The sequence below is a fragment of the Hydrogenophaga atypica genome (assembly GCF_042665215.1).
GTDB lineage: Bacteria > Pseudomonadota > Gammaproteobacteria > Burkholderiales > Burkholderiaceae_C > Hydrogenophaga > Hydrogenophaga defluvii_A.
The window spans coordinates 133,073-157,704 of sequence record NZ_JBHTCA010000007.1 but is presented as its reverse complement, the minus strand read 5'-3'; the positions used below and the strand labels follow the sequence as shown (position 1 = coordinate 157,704).

Below are 24,632 nucleotides of genomic sequence, written 5' to 3'. Positions count from 1 at the left end.
ATCAGCCCTTTCGGCGCGGCAGCAGCACCACCAAGAGCAGCAACACGGCCACGCCCAGCAGCGCGGCCGACACCGGACGTGTCAGGAAAACACTCCAGTCGCCCCGGGCCAGCAACAGCGCACGCCGCAGGTGGGCCTCAATCCAGGGGCCCAACACAAAGCCCAGCACCAACAAAGACGGCTCGCAGCGCAGGCGGTGCAACAGGTGGCCCAGCAGGCCAAACCCCGCCACCGTCCACACCGCCCAGGCCCCGTGTTCACGGGCATACAACACCATGCCCACCAACAGCAGCAGCGCGGGCAGACCATGCTTGTGGGGCAATTGCAGCAGCGGCCGCCACACCTTGAGCAAGGGCACCGACAGCACCAGAAGCAACAGGTTGCCCAGGCCCATCGACACGATCAGCCCCCAGAACAGCTCGGGATGCACGCCCATCAGCTGCGGGCCAGGTTCGATGCGGTGCAGCACCAGCACGCCCAGCACCACCGCCATCACGGCGTTGGCGGGCAAACCCAAGGCCAGGGTGGGCAGGAAGGCGGTCTGCGCGCCAGCGCTGCTGGCCGCTTCGGGGGCCACCACGCCACGCGGCTGTCCATGCCCCATGGGCGGCTGCGCATGGGCCGACACGCTGCGCTCCAGCGCGTACGCCACCCACGACGACAACAGCGCGCCCCCGCCCGGAAACACGCCAAGCACCAGTCCCAGGGACGAGCCACGCCACAAGGCTGGCAGCACGGCCAGCCAGTCGGCGCGGCGCGGCCAGGCGCCACCGTCGGTGTCACCCGGCGCCGTCGACACGGTCACGGTCTGCTGCAGGTGGGTGATGAGTGGCGCCACCGCCAACAGGCCCAGCGCCAAAGCGCCAAAACCGAACCCGTCACGCCACTGGGGCCAGCTGCTCACAAAACGTGTGTCGCCGGTGTGGCCATCGGTGCCGGACAGGCCGAACAACATGCCCAGCAACACCATGGCCAGCGCCCGCACCATGCCGCCCGAGGCCAGCACCGCCGCACCCAGCAGGCCCACGACCAGCAGCGCCACGTATTCGACCGGGCCGAAGTGGTAGCTCCAGACCACCAGCAGCGGCGAGGCCAGGGCCAGCACCACCACGCCCAGGCTGCCTGCCACAAACGAGGCCCCGAGCGCGAACCACTGCGCGCGGTGACCACGTCCGCTCAAGGCCATAGGGTGGCCATCGTGGCAGGTCATGGCGGCCGACGATTCACCCGGCACGTTGGTCCAGATGGCGGTGGCCGCACCGCTGTATTGCGCACCGTAGTAGATGGCGGCCATCAGCATCAGCGCGCCCAGCGGCGAGACATGCACCGTGAAGGGCAGCAACAAGGCCATGGCACTGGCGGGCCCCAAGCCCGGCAGCGCCCCCACCACCAGCCCGATCAGGCAACCGACCAGGAGCAGCAGCATGTACTGGCCTTGCCAGGCCGCGCTGAGCCCCAGGCTGAAGGCGTCCAGAAGATCGAAGCTCATGCGGACACCCTCAACGCGGCCACGCCGCCCACCAGGCCCCGGCACCCAACACGACCAGCACGCCCAGCACACCCAGCAAGGGGCCCCAGGCCATGGGGCCGAGCGGCCCGCCCCCATCGGCTTCCAGGGTGAGCGACTTGAACACCAGCGTGGCGCCAAGCAAGGTCAGCAAGGCGGCCAGCACCAGTGGAAAGAAACCTGGCCCCATGTCAGCGCCCCAACCGATGTCGTGCAGGCTGGCGGCCCAGGCATAGGCCACGCCCAGCAGCACAAACAGCAACCCAGCCCAGAAGTCGCGGCGGTTTTTGATCATGTGCGGCGAGAAGACAAGGCGCTCACGCCACCGGCTTGAACAGTTTGAGCCACTTGACCGCTGGCAGGCCCCAGCGGGCCTGGATGGCCTCGGCCCGCGCCAGCAGCTGCATGCGCGTGGGCTGCTGGGGCGTGCGCAGGGCCAGCACCACGGTGTTGCCCTCGCGCGTGGGTTTGAAGGCCCACACCGCATCGGGGCCGAAGGCGGCGCAGATGCGCTCCAGCGACTGCTCGTAGCTGGTGTCACGCCCGAACAAGTTGACGGTCATCGCGCCCTCGTCGGTCAGCAACTGGCGGCAGTGGCGGTAGAAATCTTCGTCATCAAGCACCGGTGCCGCGGCCTCGTGGTCGTACAGATCGACTTGCAGCGCGTCCACTGTGCCACGGTGCTCGTCGCGCTGGATTTCCTTGCCTGCATCGGCCAGGCGCACTTGCAGGCGCGCGCTGTCGGGCGGCAGCTTGAACCACTGGCGGCACACCGCCAGCACCTGGGGATTGAGCTCGATGGCGGTGGTTTTCATGCGCAGCTTCTTGAAGCTGAACTTGGTCAGCGCCGCAGCCCCCAAGCCCAGCTGCATGGCGTGCCGCTTGCCCACGCTGTCGGGGTCGACGAAGAGCAGCCAGGCTTCCATGCGCTGCACGTAGTCGAGCTCGATGTCAAAGGGGGCGTCGATCAGCATGCTGCCCTGCACCCACTCGGTGCCCAGGTGCAGGTATCGCACCTCGCCGAACTCGGAGAAGTTGACTTCCGGCAAATCCATGGCAGCCATCAGACCCCCACCGCGTGGCGCTGCAACACCTCGCGCCAGGCGGCCAGCTTGCGTTCAAAAGACCAACTCGCATTGGCGGGGCTGGTGGAGGGCAAACGGTACACCGGCAGGCCCAGCGCCTGGGTGTGTCGCGCGTGTCGGAAGCTCTCGCCGCCGTTGTGGGCGATGGCCTGCAACTGCGGGCAACGTGCGCGCAGCCCGCTCACATCGTTGGGCTGGGCGTTGCGAATGGCGCTGTCCAGGCTGCCCTCGCGTTCACAGGTGGCGTACACGTCCCACAGGCCCAGCCCGTGTGTGTGCAATGTGTCGATTCGTTGGGCGTAGGGCATGTCGTTCAGGGGCTGTTGCCAGATGGCGGCAAGTATCTTCCAGAAATGGTTCTGCGGATGGCCGTAATAGCGTTGTGTTTCCAGTGATGCACGGCCAGGAAAACTGCCCAGCACCAGCAAGCGGGTGGTGTCACTGAGCACCGGGGGGAGACCTTGCAACATGTCAATGGCCTCCCTGGACGAGTGTGGCCAGCCGGGGCAGGGCCTGGCAGGCGTTGGCACTGGTGGCCCGGGCCACGGCTTCGGGCGCCAAACCGCGCAGCTCGGCCAGTACGGCGCCGATGCGCGGCAATTCGGCCGGGCTGTTGCGGCCCTGGGGCACACCTGCGGCGCGCTCAGCGGCCGGGGTGTAGAGCCACTGCGGTGGGATGTCGGGCGCGTCGGTCTCCAGCACCAGCGCCTGCAGCGGCAAGGTGGTGGCCAGGTGGCGCAGCTGGCGGGCGGTGTCGAACGTGAGTGCGCCGCCAAAGCCCAGCTTGAACCCCCTATCGACAAAGGCCTGCGCCTGCACCTCGCTGCCATTGAAGGCGTGGGCGATGCCACCGATCACCGGCAATTGCCGCAGGTGTTTGAGCAAGAGGTCGGCCGAACGGCGCACATGCAGGATGACCGGCAGGCCGTGGCGGCGCGCGATGCGCAATTGCGCGCGGTAGAAGTGGGTCTGGCGGTCCCGCATCTCCGGCGTGCACAGCGCCGGCACAAACAGGTCCAGGCCAATCTCGCCCACCGCCACCAGGCGCGGATCGTCACGCCATTCTGAAATCACCCGCTCCAACTGTGTCAAATCGTCTTCGGTTGCCTGGGGCACATACAGGGGGTGGATGCCCAGCGCATAGGCGTCGCCCGTGAGGTGCGCCAGCTGGCGCACCGCATCAAAGTGAGCGGCCACTACCGCCGGATACACACACCAATCAACACCTGCCGCCCGGGCTTTTGCACGTTCGGCGGTGGCGGCGCCACCGAACTCGGGCGCATCGAGATGGCAATGGGTGTCGGTCCACATGCCTGGATTGTGCCGCCCGGCCCGAATTGACAATTATTAAGACTCTCAACCTTTAAATTGACAGACTCCTCTTTTAAGCTTCGCACCACTGCTCAGGGAAAACCCGAGACAGACAACAAAGAAAGCAGGGAGGACGATTTCATGGGTGCTTGGGCAAAGGTGGTGGCGCGGATCACAAGAGGCGCCGTCGCGTTGGGGCTGGCGAGCCTGCTCGCGGCCTGCGGTGGCGGTGGCGACGCGCCTGAGGCCTTGGAAGGGATGAGCGTCACATCGGCGCCCGCGCCCCTGCACCACATCGAACTGCCGCTGAGCGACTGGACCGGTGACGACGGCCAGCACGTGGTGCGCAACACCACCGACTGGGCGGCCACCTGGCTCGCCATCCAGTGGCGCGAAGAAGCCGCCCCGCCTTTGACCGGTGTGGACTTCAAACAACACATGCTGGTGGGTGTCACGGCCTCGTATGGTGGTTGCGGCGGCAGCATCACCATCACCAGCGCAGAGCGTGAAACCACCGCCACGGGTGATGGCTGGGTGGTGGCATACCAGGTGCAAGACCTTGGCGCGGCGCCGGGCATGGTGTGTACCGCCGACGTGAAACCGGTGGTGGACTTCATCCTCCTGCCCGCCAGCCCCGCCGCTGTGCGTTTCGTCGAACTGCCCCGCCTGCGCTGATCCGCGCCCCGGCTTGGGCACAATGGCAGGCATGAACCTGCCCACCCCACCCCACCTGTTTGTCCTCACCGGCGCCTCACGCGGCATGGGTCTGGCCATGGCCCGCCAGTTGTTGCGGCCCGGCCACACCCTGCTGTGCATCTCGCGCCGCACCAACGACGAACTCGCTTCGCTGGCACAGGCGCAAGGCGTGCACCTGGAACAGTGGTCGCAAGACCTGGCCCACAGCCAGGAGGCCGCCGAGCGCCTGGAGCGCTGGCTGGGCAGCCTGCACGCCAGCGAACTGGACAGCGCCACGCTGATCAACAACGCGGGGGTGATTCCCCACATCAGCCCCTTGGGCGGCGTCGCCACCAACGATCTGGCCAACGCCTTGCGCGTGGGCCTGGAGTCGCCCCTGGCGCTGACCAGCGTGTTTCTGCGCACGACCGGCCGCTGGGTGCAACAAGGCTGGCGGGGCCCGCGCAAAGTGCTCAACATCTCCTCCGGCCTGGGACGCCGCGCCATGGCCTCGCAGGCCGCCTACTGCACAGCCAAAGCCGGCATGGACATGTACTCGCAGTGTGTGGCGCTGGAAGAAGCGCAGTTGCCCCACGGGGCGCGCATCGTTTCGCTCGCGCCCGGTGTGCTCGACACCGACATGCAGGTGCAACTGCGCAGCGGCGACCCGGCCGCCTTCCCCGACCTGGGCAACTTTGTCGGCATGAAGGAACGTGGTCAGCTCACCTCGCCAGAGGCGGCCGCCGCGCGCGTACTGGCCTACCTGGAGCGCCCCGACTTCGGCAGCAAGGTGGTGGCCGATGTGAGGGACCCGGCATGAGCCGACCGGTCGTCCTGGGCTCCACATCCAAGTACCGCGCCGAACTGCTGGGCCGCTTGGGGCTTGCTTTTGAGCAGGCCGCGCCCGACGTGGACGAAACCCCGATGCCCGGCGAAACGCCAGAACAGATCGCGCGCCGCCTGGCCCTGGCCAAGGCCCGTGCGGTGGCGCAAAAGTTTCCGCACGCGGTGGTGATCGGCAGCGACCAGGTGGCCGATCTGGCCGGCACACCGCTGGGCAAACCGGGCACCCATGAGCGTGCGGTCCAGCAGCTGCGCGCCATGCGTGGCCAGACCGTGGTCTTCCAAACCGCCCTCGCCGTGGTCTGCGCCGAAACCGGCTTCGAGCAGGCCGATCTGGCGGCGGTGAAGGTGGTGTTTCGCGACCTGAGCGACAACGAGATCGAACACTACCTGCGCGCAGAGCAGCCCTACGACTGCGCCGGCAGCGCCAAGAGCGAAGGGCTGGGCATTGCCCTGCTGGAAAGCATCGACAACGACGACCCGACCGCGCTGGTGGGCCTGCCGCTGATCCGCACCTGCCGCCTGTTGCGCGCCGCCGGAGTGAAGCTGCTGTGAAGGGTGCCCTGTACCTCGTGCCCACGCCACTGGACTTTGGCATGGCGCCGGTGCCGCTGGGCGTGGCCCTACCCGAGCACACGCTGACACAAGCCGCCGGGCTGACACACTGGATCACCGAAAACGCCAAGAGCACGCGTGCCTTCCTCAAGCGCGTGGGCGAGTTGCACCCGCTGGCCACGCCGCTGCAAGCCCAACACATCGTGGAGCTGCCGCGCGAGGTGCACAAAAAGGGCGACCACGGCCCCGGCGGTTTTGATGCCAAGCCGCTGCTCGCACCTGCGCTGCGGGGCCACGACGTGGGCCTGGTCAGCGAGGCCGGCATGCCCGCCATTGCCGACCCCGGCGCTTCGGTGGTGCGCGCCGCGCACGCGCTGGGCCTGCGGGTGGTGCCGCTGGTGGGGCCGATCTCCTTGATGCTGGCGCTGGCAGCGAGTGGCTTGAGTGGTCAGCACTTTGCGTTTGTGGGCTATTTGCCGCAAGAGCCAACGGAACGCCTCAAGCAACTGAGGGCGCTGGAAGCCACGGCCATGAAAACCGGGCAGACGCAGATTTGCATCGAGACGCCCTACCGCAACGAGGCGCTGCTCAAGGCCCTGGTGCAGGGTTTGCAGCCGGGCACACGGCTGGCGGTGATGGTGAACGCCACGCTGCCGTCGGCTGGTGTGCACAGCGCGCTGGTGAGCCAGTGGCGGCTGTCAATGCCCGCTTTGCCGTTGTCTGGGCCGGCGGTGTTTTTGTTTGGGTGCTGATTGTGTGACACAGGCCTCGCGGGATCGGGGCGACGGGGTGCCCTGCTCCGCGGCTGTCCTCCGCCCCGCTGTGCGGGGCTCCCCCTTTATGCCGCTGCGCAGGGCACCCCGCCACCCCGATCTGACGAGATGTCGGTTAGCCACCGTTGGTGTGCCCAGATGGTGGCTGCCCTCGGGCGTGGGGTGGATGACGCAGTGAGGTCAAGGAGGAGCCGCGCAGCGGCGGGGGACACGAACGGAGTCGTCCGCCCCACGCCCGAGGGCAAGAAGACACAGACGAAAGTCAGTGCCTGAAGTGCCGCACCCCAGAAAACACCATCGCCACACCCCGCTCGTTCGCCGCGTCGATCACTTCCTGGTCGCGCATCGAACCACCCGGCTGCACCACGCAAGTGGCACCGGCGTCCACCACCACATCCAGCCCATCGCGGAACGGGAAGAAGGCGTCGCTCGCCACCGCCGTGCCGGCCAACGACAGGTTGACATGCCCAGCTTTGATGCTGGCAATGCGGGCCGAATCGAGGCGGCTCATCTGGCCGGCGCCCACACCCATGGTCATGCCGTCCTTGCAGAACACAATCGCGTTGCTCTTGACGAACTTGGCCACCTTCCAGGCAAACAACAGGTCGTCCAATTGCTGCTCGGTGGGGGCGATTTTTGTGACGACCTTGAGGTCGCTGCGCTGCAGCTCGTGGTTGTCGGCGGTCTGGATCAGCAAGCCCGAACCCACGCGCTTGACGTCGTGTGAATTCTGGCCACGCTCCCACGCGGTCTTGCCATCGCGCTTGACGCCGGCCAGCGAAATTTCGAGCACACGCACATTCACCTTGCTCTGGAACACGGCCAGCGCCTCGGGCGTGAACGCCGGGGCCATCAGCACCTCGACAAACTGCTTGCTCACGGCCTGCGCGGTGGCGCCGTCCACCGGCGTGTTGAACGCGATGATGCCGCCGAAGGCGCTGGTGGGGTCGGTCTGGAAGGCCTTGGCATAAGCGTCGGCGCTGTTGGCGGCCACCGCCACGCCACAGGGGTTGGCGTGCTTGACGATGACGCAGGCCGGCACGTCGAAGCTCTTGACACATTCCCACGCGGCGTCGGCGTCGGCGATGTTGTTGTAGCTCAGCTCCTTGCCCTGCAGCTGCTTGGCCGTGACCAGCGAGCCGGGGGCCGGGTACAGGTCGCGGTAGAAAGCGGCGCCCTGGTGCGGGTTCTCGCCGTAGCGCAGGTCCTGCACCTTGACGAAGTTGCTGTTGGACTGGGCCGAGAAGGCGGCGTGGCTGCCATCCTCCAGGATGGCCGAGAGGTGGTTGCTGATGGCCGCATCGTAGTTGGCGATGCGGTTGAAGGCAGCCACCGACAGGGCGAACTTGGTCTTCTTGCTGATGCCACCGGCTTGCAGCTCGGCCAGCACGCCGGCGTACTGCGCGGCGTCGGTCAACACGGCCACGTCCTGCCAGTTCTTGGCGGCGCTGCGCACCATGGCCGGGCCGCCGATGTCGATGTTCTCGATCGCGTCCTCCAGCGTGCAGCCGGGCTTGGCCACGGTGGCTTCAAACGGGTAGAGGTTGACCACCAGCAGGTCGATGGTGTCAATGCCGTGTTCCTTGAGCGACGCCATGTGCGCCGGCAGATCACGGCGGGCCAGCAGACCACCATGGATCTTGGGGTGCAGGGTCTTGACGCGGCCGTCCAGCATCTCGGGGAAACCGGTGTGGTCGGCCACCTCGGTCACGGGCAAGCCCGCATCGGCCAGCAGCTTGGCGGTGCCGCCGGTGGACAGCAGTTGCACGCCCAGCGCGTGCAGGCCTTGGGCGAATGCGAGGACGCCGGTTTTGTCGGAGACCGAGAGAAGTGCTTTCATGGGATGACTCAAAGGGCTAAAAAATCAGGAACGGGCGTTACAGCAGTTGGTGTTCGACCAGCTTCTTGCGCAGCGTGTTGCGGTTCAGGCCCAGCCACTGGGCCGCGCGCGACTGGTTGTTCTGGGCCTGGGCCATCACCACCTCCAGCAGCGGTTTTTCCACCGCACTGACGAGCATGTCGTAGAGGTTGGCGGGCTCGGTGCCGTCGAGGTCGTTGAAAAAGGTGGCGACGCTGGCGCGCACGCAGTCTTGCAGGCTGTTGTTGGGGGAGGTCATGCAGCCAGTTTCCATTCTTGTTGTTGGGCGAAGTGCTCGCGCACGCAGCGCAATTGGGCTTCGCAGCTTTCGATGGCGTTGATGCGCTCGCGCAGGGCCGCCGTGGCCGCCTCGCCGCCGGGCAGCGAGCGAGCGTACCAGCCCAGGTGCTTGCGCGCGGTGCGCACGCCGGTGTATTCGCCGTAGAGGGCGTAGTGGTCTTCCAGGTGTTCCAGCAGCCAGCCTTGCAGTTCGTCTGCGGTGGGCGGCGGCAGGTGCTCACCGGTGGCCAGGAAATGGGCGATCTCGCGGAACAGCCAGGGCCGGCCCTGGGCGGCACGCCCGATCATGATGGCGTCGGCGCCGGTGTGGGCCAACACGTCGCGCGCTTTCTCGGGCGAATCGATGTCGCCATTGGCCACCACCGGGATGCGCAGCACGCTCTTGATGTGGGCCACGGTGTTGTGTTCGGCCACACCCTTGTAGCCCTGTTCGCGCGTGCGGCCGTGCACGGTCAGCATGGCGATGCCGGCCGACTCAGCCGCGCGTGCGAGCAGCGGTGCGTTTTTGGCCGCCTGGCACCAGCCAGTGCGCATCTTGAGCGTGACGGGCACCCCCTGGGGGGCGCAGGCCGCCACCACGGCCTCGACGATCTGCATCGCCAAGGCCTCGTCCTGCATCAGGGCCGAGCCGGCCCATTTGTTGCACACCTTCTTGGCCGGGCAACCCATGTTGATGTCGATGATCTGGGCGCCGCGGTCCATGTTGTAGCGGGCCGCGTCGGCCATCATCTCGGCGTCGGTGCCGGCGATCTGCACCGCGATGGGCGCCTGTTCGCCCTCGTGGTTGGCGCGGCGCGAGGTCTTGAGGCTGTTCTGCAGGTCGGGCCGCGAGGTGACCATCTCGCTCACCGCGTAGCCAGCGCCCAGCTGCTTGCAGAGGCGCCGGAACGGTCGGTCCGTCACCCCGGCCATGGGGGCAACAAACAGGTGGTTCGGGAGGACGTAGGGGCCGATGTGCATGGGCGAAAAAAACAACCCTGATGCGCGGGGCAGCCAGGGTTGTGTGCTGAAAATTTGTGCACGAATTGTAGCCCTTCGGCGTTTCAGGGACTGAAATCCCGCTGAGCGGAAACCCTATACTGGCCCGCATGGAAGCGTGGTTGCACGGCCTGCTGGCCGCCCTCAGTCTGCCCCAGTACGGGCTCAGCACGGTGTTTGTGGTGGCCACCTTGTCGGCCACGCTGCTGCCCATGGGTTCTGAACCGGTGGTGTTCGGCCTGGTCAAGCTGAACCCGACGCTGTTCTGGCCGGCGGTGCTGGTGGCCACGGCGGGCAACACCTTGGGCGGCGCCATCAGTTGGGCCATGGGGATGGGTGCCCACCGCGCGGTGGACCGGGCCCGTGGCAAACCCACCGAGATGCAGGCCCTGCGCTGGCTGGAACGTTTTGGCCCCAAGGCCTGCCTGTTGAGTTGGCTGCCCGCCGTGGGCGACCCCCTCTGCGCGGTGGCCGGCTGGCTGAAGATGCCCTTCTGGCCTTGCCTGGCCTACATGGCGGTGGGCAAATTTCTGCGCTACGTCACGATGACGGCAGGGTTGCTGTGGGTGTTTCCGGGCGGCCTGAAATTCTGAGTCAGGCCTCGTCGGCGCGGCCCACCTGCGTGGCGGCCGTCACACGTGCGCCCAACAAGGATTCGATGAGCGGGGGCAAGTCGTTCACCAGGCGCGGTTTGTGCACCACGGGCACCTGGTCCAGCGCAAAGGCATAGGGGGCACGCTGCGCTTCGTCCAGGGCGGTGAGCACGATCAGCTTGCATTGGCCAAACAAGGCATGCGAACGCAAGCCGGTGATGAGGTTGGCGCCATCGATGCCGGGCAACATGATGTCCACCACCAAGAGGTCGGGCTGCAGCTGCCCGAACGAGGCCAGGCCGGTGATGCCGTCGCTGGCCACATGCACCTCCAGACCGGGAAACTTCTGCTTGAGCAACAGGGCCACCAGGTTCTGGAAATGGGTCGAATCCTCGATCAGCAGCAGGCGCGGCGGGCGTTGGCCCAGGCGAAGACGGCGGCTGCTTTCGCGGCCGGCTCCCACCTCGCCCTCTTGCCGCCCGGCCGCTTCGGCGCGCACGCCGCTGCGGCTGCCTTGCAGCCAACGTTCCAGCGACTCACGCGAGATGCGGCGGTGCCCGCCCGGGGTTTTCCAGGCCTGCAGATCGCCCCGGTCCACCATCAGTTGCACCGAGCGCACTGCCATGCCCAGCATCTTCGCCACTTCGATCGTGGTGTAGTAATTTGAGGCGGAGGCCACGTCAGCCCGCACCAGGCTTGGATTGTTCACGGATCAACCTCGACATTGACAAAGATACTCAAATCAATTTTGAGCGTTTTAGCAATTTTAAATCAAAGTTAAAATTCAGCCAACACGCTTATCACAAATCCTTTGCCGTCCGACGAAGGGCATGCGGGCGATCACTGGCCGCACTCGGGCTGCAGCAGTGCCTGCCAGCCAGCCACACCCAATTCACGCAGCCGCTGCTGGTTGCGCTCGACGATGGTGTCGGCGTCGTCGCCCGATTCGGCGGCCCGCTCCACGCTGTCTTCGCGCAGCAGGTGCAGCGTCGGGTAAGGCGCGCGGTTGGTGTTGTTGGTCACGTCATCGGGCGCGGTGCCCTCAAACTGAAAGGCGGGGTGAAACGGCGCCACCTGGATGACGCCTTCCAGTTCGTGTTCGGCCACCACGTCATCGACCACGTTGAGGAAATCGTTGAAAACCTCGAAGTCGGGGAACAACGTGGGATGCACCAGCAGCGTGGTGTCGATCTGCTCGGCCGGCGTGTCGCGCAGCAACAGCAACTCCCGGTCCAGCTCGTCCAGAAACGCATCCAGGTGCCGCGCGTGGCTGACCACGATGCGCACCTGGTTCTTCACATACACCGCCTTGGCGAACGGGCACAGGTTGAGCCCGATCACCGCCTTCTCGATCCAGCGGCGTGTGTCTGCCAACACCTGTTCGTCTGATTCCATCAACCCCTCCGGAGCGAAATGTCTGAACCCAGGATGCCACGGAGCCGGCTCTGCCGGTCCGTCGGCATCGCCCCCTTGAGGGGGTGACGCGCCCCTAGGCGCGGCGCGGGGGAGGGCTTATTTCAGCGCCTTGTAGCGGAAGCGCTTGGGCTTGGCGCCCTCTTCGCCCAGGCGCTTCTTCTTGTCGGCTTCGTACTCTTGGTAGTTGCCGTTGAAGAACACCCACTGGCTGTCGCCTTCGGCGGCGAGGATGTGGGTGGCGATGCGGTCGAGGAACCAGCGGTCGTGGCTGATGACCAGCGCGCAGCCGGCGAATTCCAGCAGGGCGTCTTCGAGCGCGCGCAGGGTTTCCACGTCGAGGTCGTTGGAGGGTTCGTCCAGCAGCAGCACGTTGCCACCTTCGGCCAGGGTCTTGGCCAGGTGCAGGCGCCCGCGTTCGCCGCCCGAGAGGCTGCCGACGCGTTTTTGCTGGTCACCGCCGGAGAAGTTGAACCGACCGCAGTAAGCGCGGCTGGGCATCTGGAACTTGCCCACGGTGATCATGTCCAGCCCGCCGGAAATGTCTTCCCACACGGTCTTGTCGCCCGCCAGGCCGTCGCGGCTCTGATCCACCACAGCCATCTTCACCGTCTGGCCGATCTTCACCTCGCCGCTGTCCGGCTGTTCCTTGCGGGAAATCAGCTTGAACAGCGTGGACTTGCCGGCACCGTTGGGGCCAATGATGCCGACGATGGCACCTGCAGGAATGGTGAAGCTCAGGTTGTCGATCAACACGCGGTCGCCAAAACTCTTGGAGACGTTCTTGAACTCGATCACCTCGTTGCCCAGGCGCTCGGCCACGGGGATGAAGATTTCGTTGGTCTCGTTGCGCTTCTGGTATTCAACGTCGCTCAGTTCCTCAAAGCGGGCCAGACGCGCCTTGCTCTTGGCCTGACGGCCTTTGGCGTTTTTACGCACCCATTCCAATTCCTGCTTCAAGGCCTTGGTGCGGGCGTCTTCGGTGCGTTGTTCCTGCTCCAGGCGGGCTTCTTTTTGCTCCAGCCAGGTGGAGTAGTTGCCCTTGTACGGAATGCCCTGGCCACGGTCGAGTTCGAGAATCCACTCGGCCGCGTTGTCCAGGAAGTAGCGGTCGTGGGTGATGGCCACCACGGTGCCAGGGAAACGCTGCAGGAAATGCTCCAGCCACTCCACCGATTCGGCGTCCAGGTGGTTGGTGGGTTCGTCGAGCAGCAGCATGTCGGGCTTGGACAGCAGCATGCAGCACAAGGCCACGCGGCGTTTTTCACCGCCGGAGAGCAGGCCAATCTTGGCCTCCCAGGGCGGCAGGCGCAACGCATCGGCGGCAATTTCAAGCTGGTGCTCGCTGTCGGTGCCGGCGGTGGCGATGATGGCCTCCAGCTGCGCCTGTTCGGCGGCCAGGGCGTCGAAGTCAGCGTCTTCTTCGGCGTAGGCGGCGTACACCTCTTCCAAGCGCTTTTGCGCAGCGCGCACGCCGCTCATGCTGTTTTCCACCGCTTCACGCACGGTCTGCTCGGGCTCCAGTTGTGGCTCCTGCGGCAGGTAGCCAATGCGGATGCCCGGCATGGGAATGGCTTCGCCCTCGATTTCCTTGTCCAGACCGGCCATGATCTTGAGCAGGGTGGATTTGCCCGAACCGTTGGTGCCCAGCACGCCGATCTTGGCGCCGGGGAAGAAGGACAAGGAGATGTCCTTGAGGATCTGGCGTTTGGGCGGCACGATCTTGCCGACCCGGTTCATGGAAAAGACGTATTGGGCCATGGGGTTCGCTGGAAAAAAGGGGCCACGGTCGCGCGGCAAACAACCGGTGATTATCGCAGGCAGGACGTTTGCAACACATTCAAGGCCCCGGATCTGGCGCTGGCGGCGGGGGCTCAGCCCCCAGCAACAGCGCGCGCACCGGGTCGGGCAGCCAGCTGCGCGTCAGCCATTCGGGCGCGGGCAGCGCCCATTCGGCTTGCCCGGCCACCATGTGCAACCCACGCAGCCAGCGGTGCATCGCCACGCGGCCCATTTGTACGCCCCGGTCACCCTCGGGTGTGTTGAAGCGCATTCGGCACTGGTCGGCGCCGAAGGTGGCGGTCAACCCGGTGCACAGCAGGTGCTCGCCCTCCAGCGAGCCGCTGCTGGTGTCCAGCCCCATCTTGATGGGCAAGACCTGCTCGCCAGGCATCAGCTCATTCATGGCCAATTCGTGCTCCAGCGCCACACGCACGGCCGCCGATGCGCCACCCTGGCCGCCGGGCGCGGTTGACTCGAAAGACTGCAGCATGGGCCCCAACAAATGCGACACCATGCGGCGTGTGAACCACAGGCGGGGCGAGCCGTCGTCGAACGACATCCAGAGCCTGTCCTCTGCTCTGTCGTAGCCAAATGTGGTGCTGGTCATGTGCCTGTCCCTGTGCATGTGCGTATTCGTGAGACAATACACCTTGTCGGTCATCTCAGTTGGACCGGCACCGGCACCCTGCCGGGGCGCACACCACCAGCCCAAACCGCTCGCGTGTTGGCGCCAGACCCTGAATCCATCTGCCCCGACTGAACAGGCACCACCCCGTGGCACCTGATGCGGCCGATGACCCAGCGCCCTGGATGGGCGCCTCTTAAATGAACTTTGACGAACTGAACCTGGCCCCGGCCATTCTTGAAGCCGTGCGCGAGCAAGGCTACGAAACCCCCACCCCCATTCAGGCACAGGCCATTCCCGCCGTGCTCGCTGGCCACGACCTGCTCGCTGGCGCCCAGACCGGCACCGGCAAAACCGCCGCCTTCACCCTGCCCCTGCTGCAACGCCTCAGCGTCGGCGCGAAGGCCAAGAACCGCTTCGGCGGCGTGGGCATCCGTGCCCTGGTGCTGACCCCCACCCGCGAACTCGCCGCCCAGGTCGAGGAATCGGTGCGCGTCTACGGCAAAAACCTCTCGCTGACCTCCACCGTCGTCTTCGGTGGCGTGGGCATGAACCCGCAGATCAACGCCATGAAACGTGGCGTGGATATCCTGGTGGCCACGCCGGGCCGCCTGCTCGACCTGCAAGGCCAGGGTTTCCTGGACCTGTCCACCGTGGAAATCCTGGTACTGGACGAAGCCGACCGCATGCTGGACATGGGCTTCATCCACGACGTGAAAAAAATCCTGGCCCTGGTCCCCAAGGACAAACAAAGCCTGCTGTTCTCGGCCACCTTCAGCGACGAGATCCGCGACCTGGCCAGCAACCTGCTCAAAGACCCGCAACACATCCAGGTGACACCGCGCAACACCACCGTGCAGCGCATCACCCAGGTCATCCACCCCGTGGGTCGCGGCAAGAAAAAGGCGCTGCTGGCGCACATCATCAACCAGCACAACTGGAGCCAGGTGCTGGTGTTCACCCGCACCAAGTTCGGCGCCAACAACGTGGCCGAATTCCTCACCAAAAACGGCATCAAGGCCATGGCCTTGCACGGCAACAAGAGCCAGGGTGCCCGCACCCAGGCGCTGGCCGAGTTCAAGAGCGGCGACCTGCGCGCCCTGGTGGCCACCGACATTGCGGCCCGTGGCATCGACATCGATGAGTTGCCGCACGTCGTCAACTACGAAATCCCCAACGTCTGCGAAGACTACGTGCACCGCATCGGCCGCACCGGCCGCGCAGGCAACAGCGGTGAAGCCGTCAACCTCGTGAGCCTGGACGAAGAAGGTTTCATGATGGCGATCGAGAAGTTCACCAAGCAACAAATCCCGGTCCAGATCTTCCAGGAGTTCATGCCCGAAGAAGGCGAGAAGGCCGAGCCCATCGCCATGGGCCGCCAGACCATCTGGGGTGGCGCCGGCAAGCCGCCGAGCCGCGAGGTGATGGCCGCCGCCGCCAAGGCCGCCCGCACCGAGATGCTGCAGCGCGTGCGCGAAAAGAAAACCGCTGAAGGCGGCAACGCCGGCGGTGGCCGTGGTGGCAACGGCGGTGGCCGTGGTGGCAACGGCGGTGGCCGTGGCCGACCCGCACAGGGCGCCCGCAACGACGGCCCGCGTTCCGAAGCCCGTGGCGATCAGCCGCCGCGTGGTCCGCGTCCCGAAGGCCAAGGCCCGCGTGGCCCACGTTTTGACGGTCAGCCGCCGCGCGGCCCGCGTGGCGACCAGCAGCCGCGCCGCCATGCCGGCGAAGGCCGTGCCCACGGTGGTGGCAACGGTGGCCAGCCCGACCCGCTGCGCACCGGCATCGACGCCCTGGGCGAACGCGGCCGTGGCCGTGGCCGCCCCGGTGGTGGTGGTGGCCGTCCTGGCGGCGGTGGTGGTCGCTCGGGTGGTGGTGGTCAGGGTGGCATCGATCCGCTGCGCACCCGTTTTGGTCACATCAAGTGAACCGCCACTGAGCAAGAAACAAAGCGCCTTCGGGCGCTTTTTTCATGCCCGTTCAGCAGGCTCGCGTCCGTGGCGTTCGGCCCCACCTTTGAGCACCTGCACCGCGACGTTGTGCAGCAGCCCACGCAGCCAGCGCTGGGCGTCGGACTGCTGGTTGCGGCTGTGCCAGATTTGGTAGAACTGCATGCGCGGGTAGTCGATGGGGCAAGAGACCACCACTAGCGGCAAAATGCCGGCGTAGTGCTCGGCAAAATGCCTGCTGATGGTGAAGATCAAATCGGTGCCCGGCAACAGGTGGGGGGCCATGCTGAAAAAGGGCACCACCACACGCGCATTGCGGGTCAGCCGGAGGCTAGCCAGGTGCCGGTCGATCACGCCCCGGTGGGTGGACGAATACGACAGCGGCACCACGTGGGGCGCGCGCAGGTACTGGTCGCGGGTCATGGGTTCGCGGGCCAAAGGGTGATTGGCCGCCATCAAGCAGACGATGTCGTCTTCCAGCAAGGGCGCAATGTGCAACGACTCGGGTGGCTCGGGCCAGTTGCCAATCACCACGTCGAGTTCGCCATCGGCCAGCGCCTGTTCGAAGTCGTAGCCGGGCCCCAGCGGATGCACCATCAAGCGGGTGCCGGGCGCATCACGGCGCATCACGCGTGACACCGCCGACAGAAACACCGTTGCCAGGTAATCGGGGCAACCGATCTTGAAAAACTGCGTCGATGTGCCCGGCTCGAACACCTGCGCTCGGGCAAACAGCCCGTCGATTGAGGCCAACGCCACGCGCGCGGACGCCAGGATTTCTTCGCCGCGTGGCGTGGTCACCATGCTGTTGCCGCTGCGCACCAGCAGCTCGTCGTGGAACACCTCACGTAACTTGCGCAAGGCGGCACTGATGGCCGGCTGCGACTGATTCATGCGCGTGGCCACGCGGGTGAGGTTGCGCTCGCTCAGCAGCGCCACCAGCACCCGCAGCAGGTAGGTGTCCAAAGGGTCGTTGGTGCGTGACATGGGTTGTTCAGGTCAGTGGCCGGCTGCGCGGCACAAGGCGCCGTGCGGCCGTTATGCCAGTCATAACAAAGTCGTCGATACAAACGAATACACCCATCCTAAACTGCATTCCAGAGCTCTCAGCGTGCATTGAAAAATGCCAGGGAGGGTGTTGTGAGCTCTGCCTTATTCAACCGACGCACGGTCACCAGCGTGCGCGCCATCGGAGATGCCTGTCCATGAACGACCACCTGGCTGTCGACACCCTGCTGCAACTCAACGCCATGACCGAGGCGGAATTTGCCAGCCAGTTGGCCGACGTCTTCGAGCATTCCCCCTGGGTAGCCCAACGCGCCGCCCGGCGCCGGCCCTTCTCCAGCGTGGAGCAACTGCACCATGCCATGTGCAAGGAAATGCAGGCCGCCAGCCTGGACGAACAGCTAGCGCTGCTGCGCGCCCACCCCGAACTGGCGGGACGCGAAGCACAGGCGGGCGAGCTGACCGCCGCCTCCACCCATGAACAGGCACGCGCCGGCCTCAACGCGCTGAGCGCCGTCGAAATGCGGCGCATCACGGCACTCAACCAGGCCTACCGCCAGCAACACGGTTTCCCCTTCATCGTCTGTGTGGGCCAGCACACCAAAGCCAGCCTGTTCGACAACTTTGCCCGCCGCGCCAGCAACCCCACCGACGCTGAACGCGAAGAAGCGCTGGCGCAGGTCGAAGCCATTGCCCTGCTGCGCCTGCAACGCATGCTGGCGGCCTGAAGTCAATTTTTGCTCCCGCTTGTTTTCACCCACCGAAAAGGTTCACCATGAAAAAGCCCCTGTTCAACGTCCCGTCGACCCTTGCAGCACTCGTGGCCGCGGTCAGCCTCTGCACCACCGGCATGGCGCAAGCGCAGGCCAACGACCTAACCATGCGTGTGGCCGGCAACTACTCGTCCAACGTCAAACATTCCGATGGTATCGAGCGGCCATTCTTCACCGGCCTGCCCCAGTCCTCCGGCGTGGCGATGAACGTGCGCTTCAACCCCATGGACGTGGTCAACGTCAAGGCCGAAGACGCGCTGCGCCTGCTGCGCTCCAACATCTTTGACGTGATGTCGGTGCAGATCGGTCAGGTCGCCCGCGACGATCCCTTTTTCGAGGGCATCGACCTGGCCGGCGTGGCACCCAACATGGCGACCCTGCGCGGCAGTGTGGACGCCTACCGCGAGGCCTTCGACAAGCGCCTGCAGGAAAAATTCAAGGCCAAGGTGCTGACCCTGTGGCCCTTCGGACCGCAAGTATTTTTCTGCAACAAGCCCATCAAGTCGCTGGCCGATTTCAAGGGCCTGAAAGTGCGAAGCTTCACACCCAGCATGTCGGCCATGTTGCAGAACATCGGAGCCACGCCCGTATCCTTGGCCTTCTCGGAGGTGTACTCGGCCCTCAGCCACGGCGTGATCGACTGCGGCGTGACCTCGCCCAACTCCGGCAATGCCGGCAAGTGGCCTGAAGTGACGCAGTATTTTTACCCCCTGGCCGTGTCGGGCTCGGTGCAGGGTCACTTCGTCAACCTGTCGTTCTGGAACAAACTCAGCCCCGAACAACAGGCCAAGATCAGCGCCGAATTCAAGAAGATGGAAAACCAGATGTGGGAGCTTGCCGAGTCCGGCACCGCCGACTCCATCAACTGCAACACCGGCAAGGAGTGCAAGGGCGGCACACCGTTCAAGATGACCCTGGTACCGGTGTCGGCCGACGACGAGGCCAAGATCAAGGCGGCCTCCAGTGCCACCGTGTTGCCCATGTGGCGAGACACCTGCAACAAGGTGGACCCGAAGTGCAGCGCCACCTGGAACGCCACCGTGGGCAAGGCCCGTGGCCTGAGCATCAACTGAGAAACGAGCCACCGCCATGAGCAACCTCAATCCGGTGAGCAGCAAACTCGCCCCGCCCGTGCGCTGGCTTACGCTGGCAGCAGGCTGGGTGATGCTGGCCTACGCCCTGGCACTGACCCTGGAAATCCTGGGCCGCAAGCTGTTCAACACCTCTTTCAAAGGCATCGACGAGCTGGGCGGCTTTGTGCTGGCCATCGGCGCCACCATCGGCGCGTCCTACGCGGTCGCGCAGCGCAGCCACACCCGCGTGGACGTGTTCCTGGTGCGCTTCTCACGCCCGACTCAGCGCCTGCTCAACACGCTGGCTGCCGTCTGTTTTGCCGCCTTTGCGGTGTTTGCGGCCTGGCGGGGGGTTTCGGTGTTGATGGAGACCATCGAGTTCGGCAGCACCGCCACCAACCTGGAGCAGCCGCTGTGGATACCGCAACTGGGCTGGGTGTTGGGCTTGTTGATGCTGGCGCTGATCGCCAGCGCCTTCGCCGTCCACGCCGTCTGGCTGCTGCTGAACAAGCGACCGGAACTCAATGTCTGGTACGGCCCGTTCAGCGCCCGCGAAGAACTGGCCGCAGAACTGGCTGAACTCAAGGCACGCGGCACCGCCCGACCCGACTGACGTTTTCTCGCTTCGCCACAACAAAAAAGGAGATCCAATGTCAGACATTTCCATTGGCGCGATCGGCGTCGGCTTCCTGTTGCTGATCGGCATGATGTGCCTGGGCCTGCATGTGGCCTTTGTGATGTTCTTTTTGAGCATCCTGGCCGCCGTGTTGTACCTGGGGCTGCCCGTCGCGCTCGAATACGGCACCCAGTTCTGGAGCGCCAACAACAACTTCGTGCTGGTGTCGGTGCCGCTGTTCGTGCTCCTGGGCGAACTGCTGGTGCGCGGTGGCTTCACCGACCGCATGTACAAGTCGCTATCGGACTGGCTCTCCCCTCTGCCTGGCGGCCTGCTCCACTCCAACATCGGCGCCTCGGCGCTGTTTGCGGCGGTTTCGGGTTCATCGGTGGCCACGGCGGCCACCATCGGCACCGTCGCATTGCCCACCTTCCGGGAACGCAAGTACAACGCGCGGCTGGTGCTCGGCACCATCGCGGCGGGCGCCACGTTAGGCATCCTCATCCCACCCTCGATCAACATGATCATCTACGGTGCCATGACAAACACCTCGGTGGGAAAACTCTACGCAGCAGGCGTGATTCCCGGCTTGCTGCTCACGGCACTGTTCATGGCGGTGGTGGTGGTTGCCTGCCTGTGGCGCCCCGACTGGGCCGGCAAAAAAGAAGCCGCGTCACCCTTGCGCGACAAGCTGCTGCGCCTGCTGGACCTGGTGCCGCCGCTGGGTGTCATCGTGATGGTAATGGGCAGCATCTACGCTGGCTGGGCCACGCCCACCGAATCGGCCGCGCTGGGTGTGGTGGTGTCGGCCCTGCTGTGTGCCGCCTACGGGCGCCTGAGCATCCGCATGCTGCACGAATCCTTCCTGACCACCATGGGCATCACCGCCATGATCATGTTGATCGCGGCGGCGGCCTTCTACCTGAACTTCGTGCTGGGCATGATGGGTGTGCCCGACATATTGACCCAATTCGTCACCGGCATGAATGCCACACCCGGCCAGATCATCCTGATCCTGACCCTGCTCTACCTTATTCTGGGCTGCTTTCTTGACGCGCTAGCCATGGTGGTGGGCACCATACCCATCGTGTTCCCCATCGTGGTGGCCCTGGGCATCGACCCGGTCTGGTTCGGCATTTTCTTGGTCATCATGGCCGAGCTGGCGCTGATCACTCCCCCCGTGGGCATGAACCTTTATGTGGTGCAAGGCGTGCGCGGTGAAGGCAACATCATCGACGTCATCTACGGCGTGATGCCCTTCCTGCTGATCATGCTGCTGCTGGTGGCGCTAATCTGGTTCTTCCCAGCCATCGTGATGTGGTTGCCGAGTTTCATGGCCGGCTGATCGCCCGCTCCAAAGCAACCATCCACACCCCACCCAAGCGCCTTCGGGCGCTTTTTTCATGGGGGCGCAGCGGTCAAGCTACATTGCCGCCATGCCCCAGAAGACCGAACCCAACCAGCCTCCGCGCTGGGCCACACTCACCGTGGCCAGTTGCAACGTGCTCAACCTGGCCCAGCCGGGCCGTGCGTTTTATGCCGGCCAAGACCCCTACAGCGAAGCCGAACACGGTCGCAAGCTGGACTGGCTGGGTGATCGTTTCAAGGCGCTGAACGCCGACGTGTTGGCGGTGCAGGAAGTGTGGGACGAGGTCGCCCTGCGCGGCGCCATCGCCCGCAGTGGCCTGCGCTACACCCATGTGACCGTGCCGGGCGCCGAGAACGGCCCCGGCCAGCACGGCGCCCAGGGCACCCCCCGTGTGGGCCTGGCCACGCGGCTCAAGGTCGAGTCCGTGACCTCCATCACCGACTTCCCCGCGCAGGCCGCGCTGGACGTGCCCGGCCTGGGCCGCCACGCCCGCTTTGAGCGCCCCCCGCTGCTGGCCACGCTGGAGATGAAACACGGCCAGCGTGTGCACGTGTTGACCGCCCACCTCAAATCCAAACGGCCCAAGTTTTTGCAGGACGACCAAGGCCGCCCGCTGGAAGACCCCGACGACCCCAACGTGGCGGCCGTAGCCAGCGTGCGCTCGCTCCTGATGCGTGCGGCCGAGTCGCTGGCCTTGCGTCTCAAGGTGGTCGAGCTGCTCCACCGCACGCACACCCCTCTGATTTTGATGGGCGACCTGAACGACGGCCCCCACAGCGTGACCACCCAGCTGATTGCCGCCACCACCAGCGCCGCCTACGACAAAGGCGCACGCGACACCGCGCTCTACAACGCCTGGGACGTGCAAGTGGGTGCCGCACTGCGCCGCGACGTGGCCTATTCGCACATCCACCTGGGCTTCCCGGAAGTGCTGGACCAGGTGCTGGTGAGCGAGGAATTTGTGGCCGGCCAGCGCCACAGCCTGGGCGACGTGTTGCGGCTGGACGTTTTCAACGACCACTTGCACGAAGGCCGTGACCGCAGCCGCAGCGACCACGGTTTTGTGCGCGCCGTGTTGCGTGTCCGATTGCCCGACAGCCACACTGCGCCCTAACATCCACACCATGAACAACACGATTTCTTTTGGCCTGCAAGGCCGCGTCGCCATCGTCACCGGTGGTGCCCAGGGCATAGGCGAAGCCTGCGTGCGCCGCCTGCACCGCGAAGGGGCCCACCCCGTTGTGGTGGACATCGACGACACCCATGGCCAGGCACTGGCGGCCGAACTGGGCCTGACCTACCTGCGCTGCGATGTGGGCGACAAGGCCCAGGTCGACGCCACCGTGGCCGCCGTGGTTCAAATCCACGGGCACATCGACATCCTGGTCAACAACGCCGGCATCTTCAAGGCAGCCGATTTTCTGGAGGTCAGCGAAGCCGACTTCGACGCCGTGTTGCGTGTCAACCTCAAAGGTGCCTTCCTGATGGGCCAGGCGGTGGCCCGTGTGATGGCCGCCGCCGGGCGCGGCAGCATCGTCAACATGAGCTCGGTCAACGGCACGCTGGCCATCCCCACCATCGCCAGCTACAACGTGAGCAAAGGCGGCATCAACCAGCTCACACGCGTCATGGCGCTGGCCCTGGCCGAACAGGGGGTGCGCGTGAACGCCGTCGCGCCCGGCACCATCGCCACCGAACTGGCCGCTCAGGCGGTGCTCACCAGCGAGCAAGCCAAGCAAAAAATCATGAGCCGCACGCCCATGAAACGCTTGGGCACACCCGCCGAAATCGCAGACGTGGTGTGCTGGCTGGCCAGCGATGCGGCCAGCTACGTGACGGGCGAAATTGTGGTGGCCGATGGCGGCCGCATGACGCTCAACTACACCGTCTGAGCCCTGCGCACCGGCGCTTCGCGTATCGGCAGGTGCAGCAGCGCCGCACCCACGGCCAGCACGATGTCCACGTACCAGACCCAGTCGTAGCTGCCCGTGAACTGGAACACCTGGCCACCCAGCCAGGCGCCCAGGAAACCGCCCACCTGGTGTGACACCATGACCACACCAAACAACATGGCCATGTTGCCGGTGCCAAAAAACTTGGCCACCAGCCCGGCGGTGGGTGGCACGGTGGACAGGAAACTCAAGCCCATCACCGCCGCAAACACCAGCACCACCGCCTCCGTCTTGGGCGCCAGCACAAACAGAAGCACCGCCACCGCCCGCGTGGCATAGACGAGTGACAACAGCGACTTCATGCGCCAGCGGCCCACGGCCCAGCCCATGGTGAGGCTGCCAATGATGTTGAACAGCCCGATGACGCCCAAGGCCCAGGCCCCCACCGCCGCCGGTAGCCCACAGGCCGCCACCACGCCGGGCATGTGGGTGGCCAGGAAAGCGACGTGGAAACCACAGACAAAAAATCCCGCCATCAGCAGGCGGTAGCTGGGCTCGGCCCAGGCACGCGCCAAAGCCTCGCGGACTGGCAACGGCGCCTGAGCCGGAGTGGCTTGCGCCGCACCCGCTGGCGACCCGCGCAACACCCACGCGGCGGGCAGGGCCAGCAACACCATCACGCCCAATACCTGCAGGGCGTTGGCCCAGCCCAGGGCCGCCGTGAGGGCGGCAGCGATGGGCGCCATCAGAAACTGGCCGAACGAGCCCCCCGCGTTGACCACACCGGTGGCCAGGCCGCGCCGCTCGGGCGGGATGAGCCGGGTGGTGGCCGCCATCAGCACCGAGGGGCCGGCCATGCCCGCACCGCCCGCCGCCAGCACGCCGATGGCGAAGATGAGCCCGCCCGTGCTGGTCATCAGAGGTGTGAGTACCGTGCCCAGGGCCACCAGCAGGATGCCCGCAAACAACACCCAACCGGCGCCCAGTCGGTCGGCCAGGGCACCCGCAAAAGGTTGGGTCAGGCCCCACCACAGCTGCCCAAACGCAAACGCCAGGCTGATGCTGGCCAGGCCCAGGCCCGTGGCTGTGTTCAGGGGCGACAGGAAAAAGCCCATGGTCTGGCGTGTGCCCATGGTCAGGGCAAAGGTGCCGGCGGCTGCCAGCAACACCCACCACCAAACGCGCGCTGCGGGTTTATTCATCCGAGGTCTCCGGTTCAAAGGCGGCCAGCGCCTGGTCGAGCAGGCCATGCAGCTCGGCCACCATGGCCGGCCCCAGCAGCCCGTTGAGTTCGAGCTGCGCGTTTTTCCAGTGCCGCTGCGCGGTCTGGCGCAGCTCGCGCCCGGACTCGGTCAAGGTCAACAGGCGGCTGCGGGCGTTCACACCCTCACCCACCACCACCCAGCCTGCCGCCACCAGCGGCTGCAGGTTGCGGGTGAGCGTTGAGGCGTCCAGCGTCATGCGCCGCGCCAGTTCGCCCGGTGTCAGCGGCCCCAGCTTGGCGATGTGGCTGAGCAGCGAATACTGTGTGGTCTTGAGGCCGGCCAACGCCAGGTGGTGGTCGTAGTGCTGCGACACGCGGCGCGTGAGCTGGCGCAGCTTGAAGTTGGTGCAGCCCAAAGGGGGTAACGAGGTGGCCATGATTCGATTGTAGCTA

Annotated in this window: 27 protein-coding genes; 12 read left to right on the top strand and 15 right to left on the bottom strand. The window is 65.7% G+C overall.

Annotated elements, in window-relative coordinates; all coding sequences use genetic code 11:
* Position 1 precedes the first annotated feature (1 nt).
* Genes ACFQPB_RS12415 through ACFQPB_RS12395 form a run of 5 tightly spaced genes read right to left on the bottom strand, consistent with a single transcriptional unit; the run spans position 2 to position 3,903 of the window.
* Entirely contained in the window at positions 2–1,489 is a 1,488-nt protein-coding gene (locus tag ACFQPB_RS12415) for a tripartite tricarboxylate transporter permease (RefSeq protein ID WP_382223667.1), read from the bottom strand.
* Between the two features lie 10 nt (positions 1,490–1,499).
* Positions 1,500–1,802: a tripartite tricarboxylate transporter TctB family protein gene (locus tag ACFQPB_RS12410; RefSeq protein ID WP_382198004.1), complete on the bottom strand. Its 303-nt coding sequence runs from the start codon at positions 1,800–1,802 to the stop codon at positions 1,500–1,502.
* A 22-nt stretch (positions 1,803–1,824) separates the two neighbouring features.
* Positions 1,825–2,571 carry a class I SAM-dependent methyltransferase gene (locus tag ACFQPB_RS12405; protein ID WP_382223664.1) on the bottom strand — a complete coding sequence of 249 codons (747 nt, stop codon included), beginning with the start codon at positions 2,569–2,571 and terminating at the stop codon, positions 1,825–1,827.
* A complete protein-coding gene (locus ACFQPB_RS12400) occupies positions 2,571–3,062 on the bottom strand; it encodes a DNA-deoxyinosine glycosylase (protein ID WP_382223661.1) in 492 nt (163 codons plus the stop codon). The genes ACFQPB_RS12405 and ACFQPB_RS12400 overlap by 1 nt, the downstream gene beginning before the upstream one ends.
* A 1-nt stretch (position 3,063) precedes the next feature.
* Complete coding sequence (locus ACFQPB_RS12395) at positions 3,064–3,903, bottom strand: TatD family hydrolase (protein ID WP_382223658.1); 840 nt, start codon at positions 3,901–3,903, stop codon at positions 3,064–3,066.
* A 141-nt stretch (positions 3,904–4,044) separates the two neighbouring features.
* Here ACFQPB_RS12395 and ACFQPB_RS12390 point away from each other — a divergent pair, with 141 nt between their 5' ends.
* Genes ACFQPB_RS12390 through ACFQPB_RS12375 form a run of 4 tightly spaced genes read left to right on the top strand, consistent with a single transcriptional unit; the run spans position 4,045 to position 6,728 of the window.
* The gene (locus ACFQPB_RS12390) at positions 4,045–4,578 is read left to right on the top strand and encodes a hypothetical protein (protein WP_382223655.1); all 534 of its coding nucleotides are present in this window, start codon (positions 4,045–4,047) and stop codon (positions 4,576–4,578) included.
* Positions 4,579–4,609: 31 nt separating this feature from the next.
* Positions 4,610–5,398: an SDR family NAD(P)-dependent oxidoreductase gene (locus ACFQPB_RS12385; protein ID WP_382223653.1), complete on the top strand. Its 789-nt coding sequence runs from the start codon at positions 4,610–4,612 to the stop codon at positions 5,396–5,398.
* Complete coding sequence (locus tag ACFQPB_RS12380; protein WP_382223650.1) at positions 5,395–5,976, top strand: Maf family protein; 582 nt, start codon at positions 5,395–5,397, stop codon at positions 5,974–5,976. Before ACFQPB_RS12385 ends, ACFQPB_RS12380 begins: the two co-directional genes overlap by 4 nt.
* A 41-nt stretch (positions 5,977–6,017) precedes the next feature.
* Positions 6,018–6,728: an SAM-dependent methyltransferase gene (locus ACFQPB_RS12375; protein ID WP_382223697.1), complete on the top strand. Its 711-nt coding sequence runs from the start codon at positions 6,018–6,020 to the stop codon at positions 6,726–6,728.
* A 283-nt stretch (positions 6,729–7,011) separates the two neighbouring features.
* On the opposite strand, the gene purH is transcribed toward ACFQPB_RS12375, so the two are convergent.
* Genes purH through dusB form a run of 3 tightly spaced genes read right to left on the bottom strand, consistent with a single transcriptional unit; the run spans position 7,012 to position 9,867 of the window.
* A complete protein-coding gene (gene purH / locus ACFQPB_RS12370) occupies positions 7,012–8,589 on the bottom strand; it encodes a bifunctional phosphoribosylaminoimidazolecarboxamide formyltransferase/IMP cyclohydrolase (RefSeq protein WP_382223647.1) in 1,578 nt (525 codons plus the stop codon).
* A gap of 37 nt (positions 8,590–8,626) precedes the next feature.
* A complete protein-coding gene (locus tag ACFQPB_RS12365) occupies positions 8,627–8,866 on the bottom strand; it encodes a helix-turn-helix domain-containing protein (RefSeq protein ID WP_382223644.1) in 240 nt (79 codons plus the stop codon).
* Positions 8,863–9,867, bottom strand: coding sequence for a tRNA dihydrouridine synthase DusB (gene dusB, locus ACFQPB_RS12360; RefSeq protein ID WP_382223642.1), 1,005 nt, complete (start codon positions 9,865–9,867; stop codon positions 8,863–8,865). Before dusB ends, ACFQPB_RS12365 begins: the two co-directional genes overlap by 4 nt.
* A gap of 128 nt (positions 9,868–9,995) precedes the next feature.
* Here dusB and ACFQPB_RS12355 point away from each other — a divergent pair, with 128 nt between their 5' ends.
* The gene (locus ACFQPB_RS12355; protein WP_382223639.1) at positions 9,996–10,478 is read left to right on the top strand and encodes a YqaA family protein; all 483 of its coding nucleotides are present in this window, start codon (positions 9,996–9,998) and stop codon (positions 10,476–10,478) included.
* 1 nt (position 10,479) lies between these two features.
* On the opposite strand, the gene ACFQPB_RS12350 is transcribed toward ACFQPB_RS12355, so the two are convergent.
* The 4 genes from ACFQPB_RS12350 to ACFQPB_RS12335 form a co-directional block, all read right to left on the bottom strand.
* Entirely contained in the window at positions 10,480–11,187 is a 708-nt protein-coding gene (locus ACFQPB_RS12350; protein WP_382223636.1) for a response regulator, read from the bottom strand.
* A gap of 131 nt (positions 11,188–11,318) precedes the next feature.
* Positions 11,319–11,873, bottom strand: a complete 555-nt coding sequence (locus ACFQPB_RS12345) for a DUF1415 domain-containing protein (RefSeq protein WP_382223634.1) — start codon at positions 11,871–11,873, stop codon at positions 11,319–11,321.
* A gap of 117 nt (positions 11,874–11,990) precedes the next feature.
* The gene (gene ettA / locus ACFQPB_RS12340) at positions 11,991–13,652 is read right to left on the bottom strand and encodes an energy-dependent translational throttle protein EttA (protein WP_382197981.1); all 1,662 of its coding nucleotides are present in this window, start codon (positions 13,650–13,652) and stop codon (positions 11,991–11,993) included.
* Between the two features lie 79 nt (positions 13,653–13,731).
* Positions 13,732–14,280, bottom strand: coding sequence for a hypothetical protein (locus ACFQPB_RS12335; RefSeq protein ID WP_382223631.1), 549 nt, complete (start codon positions 14,278–14,280; stop codon positions 13,732–13,734).
* Between the two features lie 218 nt (positions 14,281–14,498).
* On the opposite strand from ACFQPB_RS12335, the gene ACFQPB_RS12330 reads away from it, so the two are divergent.
* The gene (locus tag ACFQPB_RS12330) at positions 14,499–16,226 is read left to right on the top strand and encodes a DEAD/DEAH box helicase (protein ID WP_382223628.1); all 1,728 of its coding nucleotides are present in this window, start codon (positions 14,499–14,501) and stop codon (positions 16,224–16,226) included.
* Between the two features lie 42 nt (positions 16,227–16,268).
* On the opposite strand, the gene ACFQPB_RS12325 is transcribed toward ACFQPB_RS12330, so the two are convergent.
* A complete protein-coding gene (locus ACFQPB_RS12325) occupies positions 16,269–17,234 on the bottom strand; it encodes a LysR family transcriptional regulator (protein WP_382223625.1) in 966 nt (321 codons plus the stop codon).
* 218 nt (positions 17,235–17,452) lie between these two features.
* Here ACFQPB_RS12325 and uraD point away from each other — a divergent pair, with 218 nt between their 5' ends.
* The 6 genes from uraD to ACFQPB_RS12295 all read left to right on the top strand — a co-directional run bounded on the left by uraD (position 17,453) and on the right by ACFQPB_RS12295 (position 22,975).
* Positions 17,453–17,980, top strand: a complete 528-nt coding sequence (gene uraD, locus ACFQPB_RS12320; RefSeq protein ID WP_382223622.1) for a 2-oxo-4-hydroxy-4-carboxy-5-ureidoimidazoline decarboxylase — start codon at positions 17,453–17,455, stop codon at positions 17,978–17,980.
* A gap of 47 nt (positions 17,981–18,027) precedes the next feature.
* Complete coding sequence (locus ACFQPB_RS12315; RefSeq protein WP_382223620.1) at positions 18,028–19,098, top strand: TRAP transporter substrate-binding protein; 1,071 nt, start codon at positions 18,028–18,030, stop codon at positions 19,096–19,098.
* A 16-nt stretch (positions 19,099–19,114) separates the two neighbouring features.
* Complete coding sequence (locus ACFQPB_RS12310; RefSeq protein ID WP_382223617.1) at positions 19,115–19,711, top strand: TRAP transporter small permease subunit; 597 nt, start codon at positions 19,115–19,117, stop codon at positions 19,709–19,711.
* Positions 19,712–19,748: 37 nt separating this feature from the next.
* Complete coding sequence (locus ACFQPB_RS12305; RefSeq protein WP_382223615.1) at positions 19,749–21,059, top strand: TRAP transporter large permease; 1,311 nt, start codon at positions 19,749–19,751, stop codon at positions 21,057–21,059.
* Between the two features lie 91 nt (positions 21,060–21,150).
* Positions 21,151–22,197, top strand: a complete 1,047-nt coding sequence (locus tag ACFQPB_RS12300) for an endonuclease/exonuclease/phosphatase family protein (protein ID WP_382223612.1) — start codon at positions 21,151–21,153, stop codon at positions 22,195–22,197.
* Positions 22,198–22,207: 10 nt separating this feature from the next.
* Positions 22,208–22,975: an SDR family NAD(P)-dependent oxidoreductase gene (locus ACFQPB_RS12295; protein ID WP_382223609.1), complete on the top strand. Its 768-nt coding sequence runs from the start codon at positions 22,208–22,210 to the stop codon at positions 22,973–22,975.
* Here ACFQPB_RS12295 and ACFQPB_RS12290 read toward each other — a convergent pair.
* Positions 22,963–24,177 carry an MFS transporter gene (locus ACFQPB_RS12290; RefSeq protein ID WP_382223606.1) on the bottom strand — a complete coding sequence of 405 codons (1,215 nt, stop codon included), beginning with the start codon at positions 24,175–24,177 and terminating at the stop codon, positions 22,963–22,965. The two genes, ACFQPB_RS12295 and ACFQPB_RS12290, sit on opposite strands and share 13 nt — an antisense overlap.
* Positions 24,170–24,616, bottom strand: coding sequence for a MarR family winged helix-turn-helix transcriptional regulator (locus tag ACFQPB_RS12285; protein ID WP_382223604.1), 447 nt, complete (start codon positions 24,614–24,616; stop codon positions 24,170–24,172). The genes ACFQPB_RS12290 and ACFQPB_RS12285 overlap by 8 nt, the downstream gene beginning before the upstream one ends.
* Between the last annotated feature and the right edge of the window lie 16 nt (positions 24,617–24,632).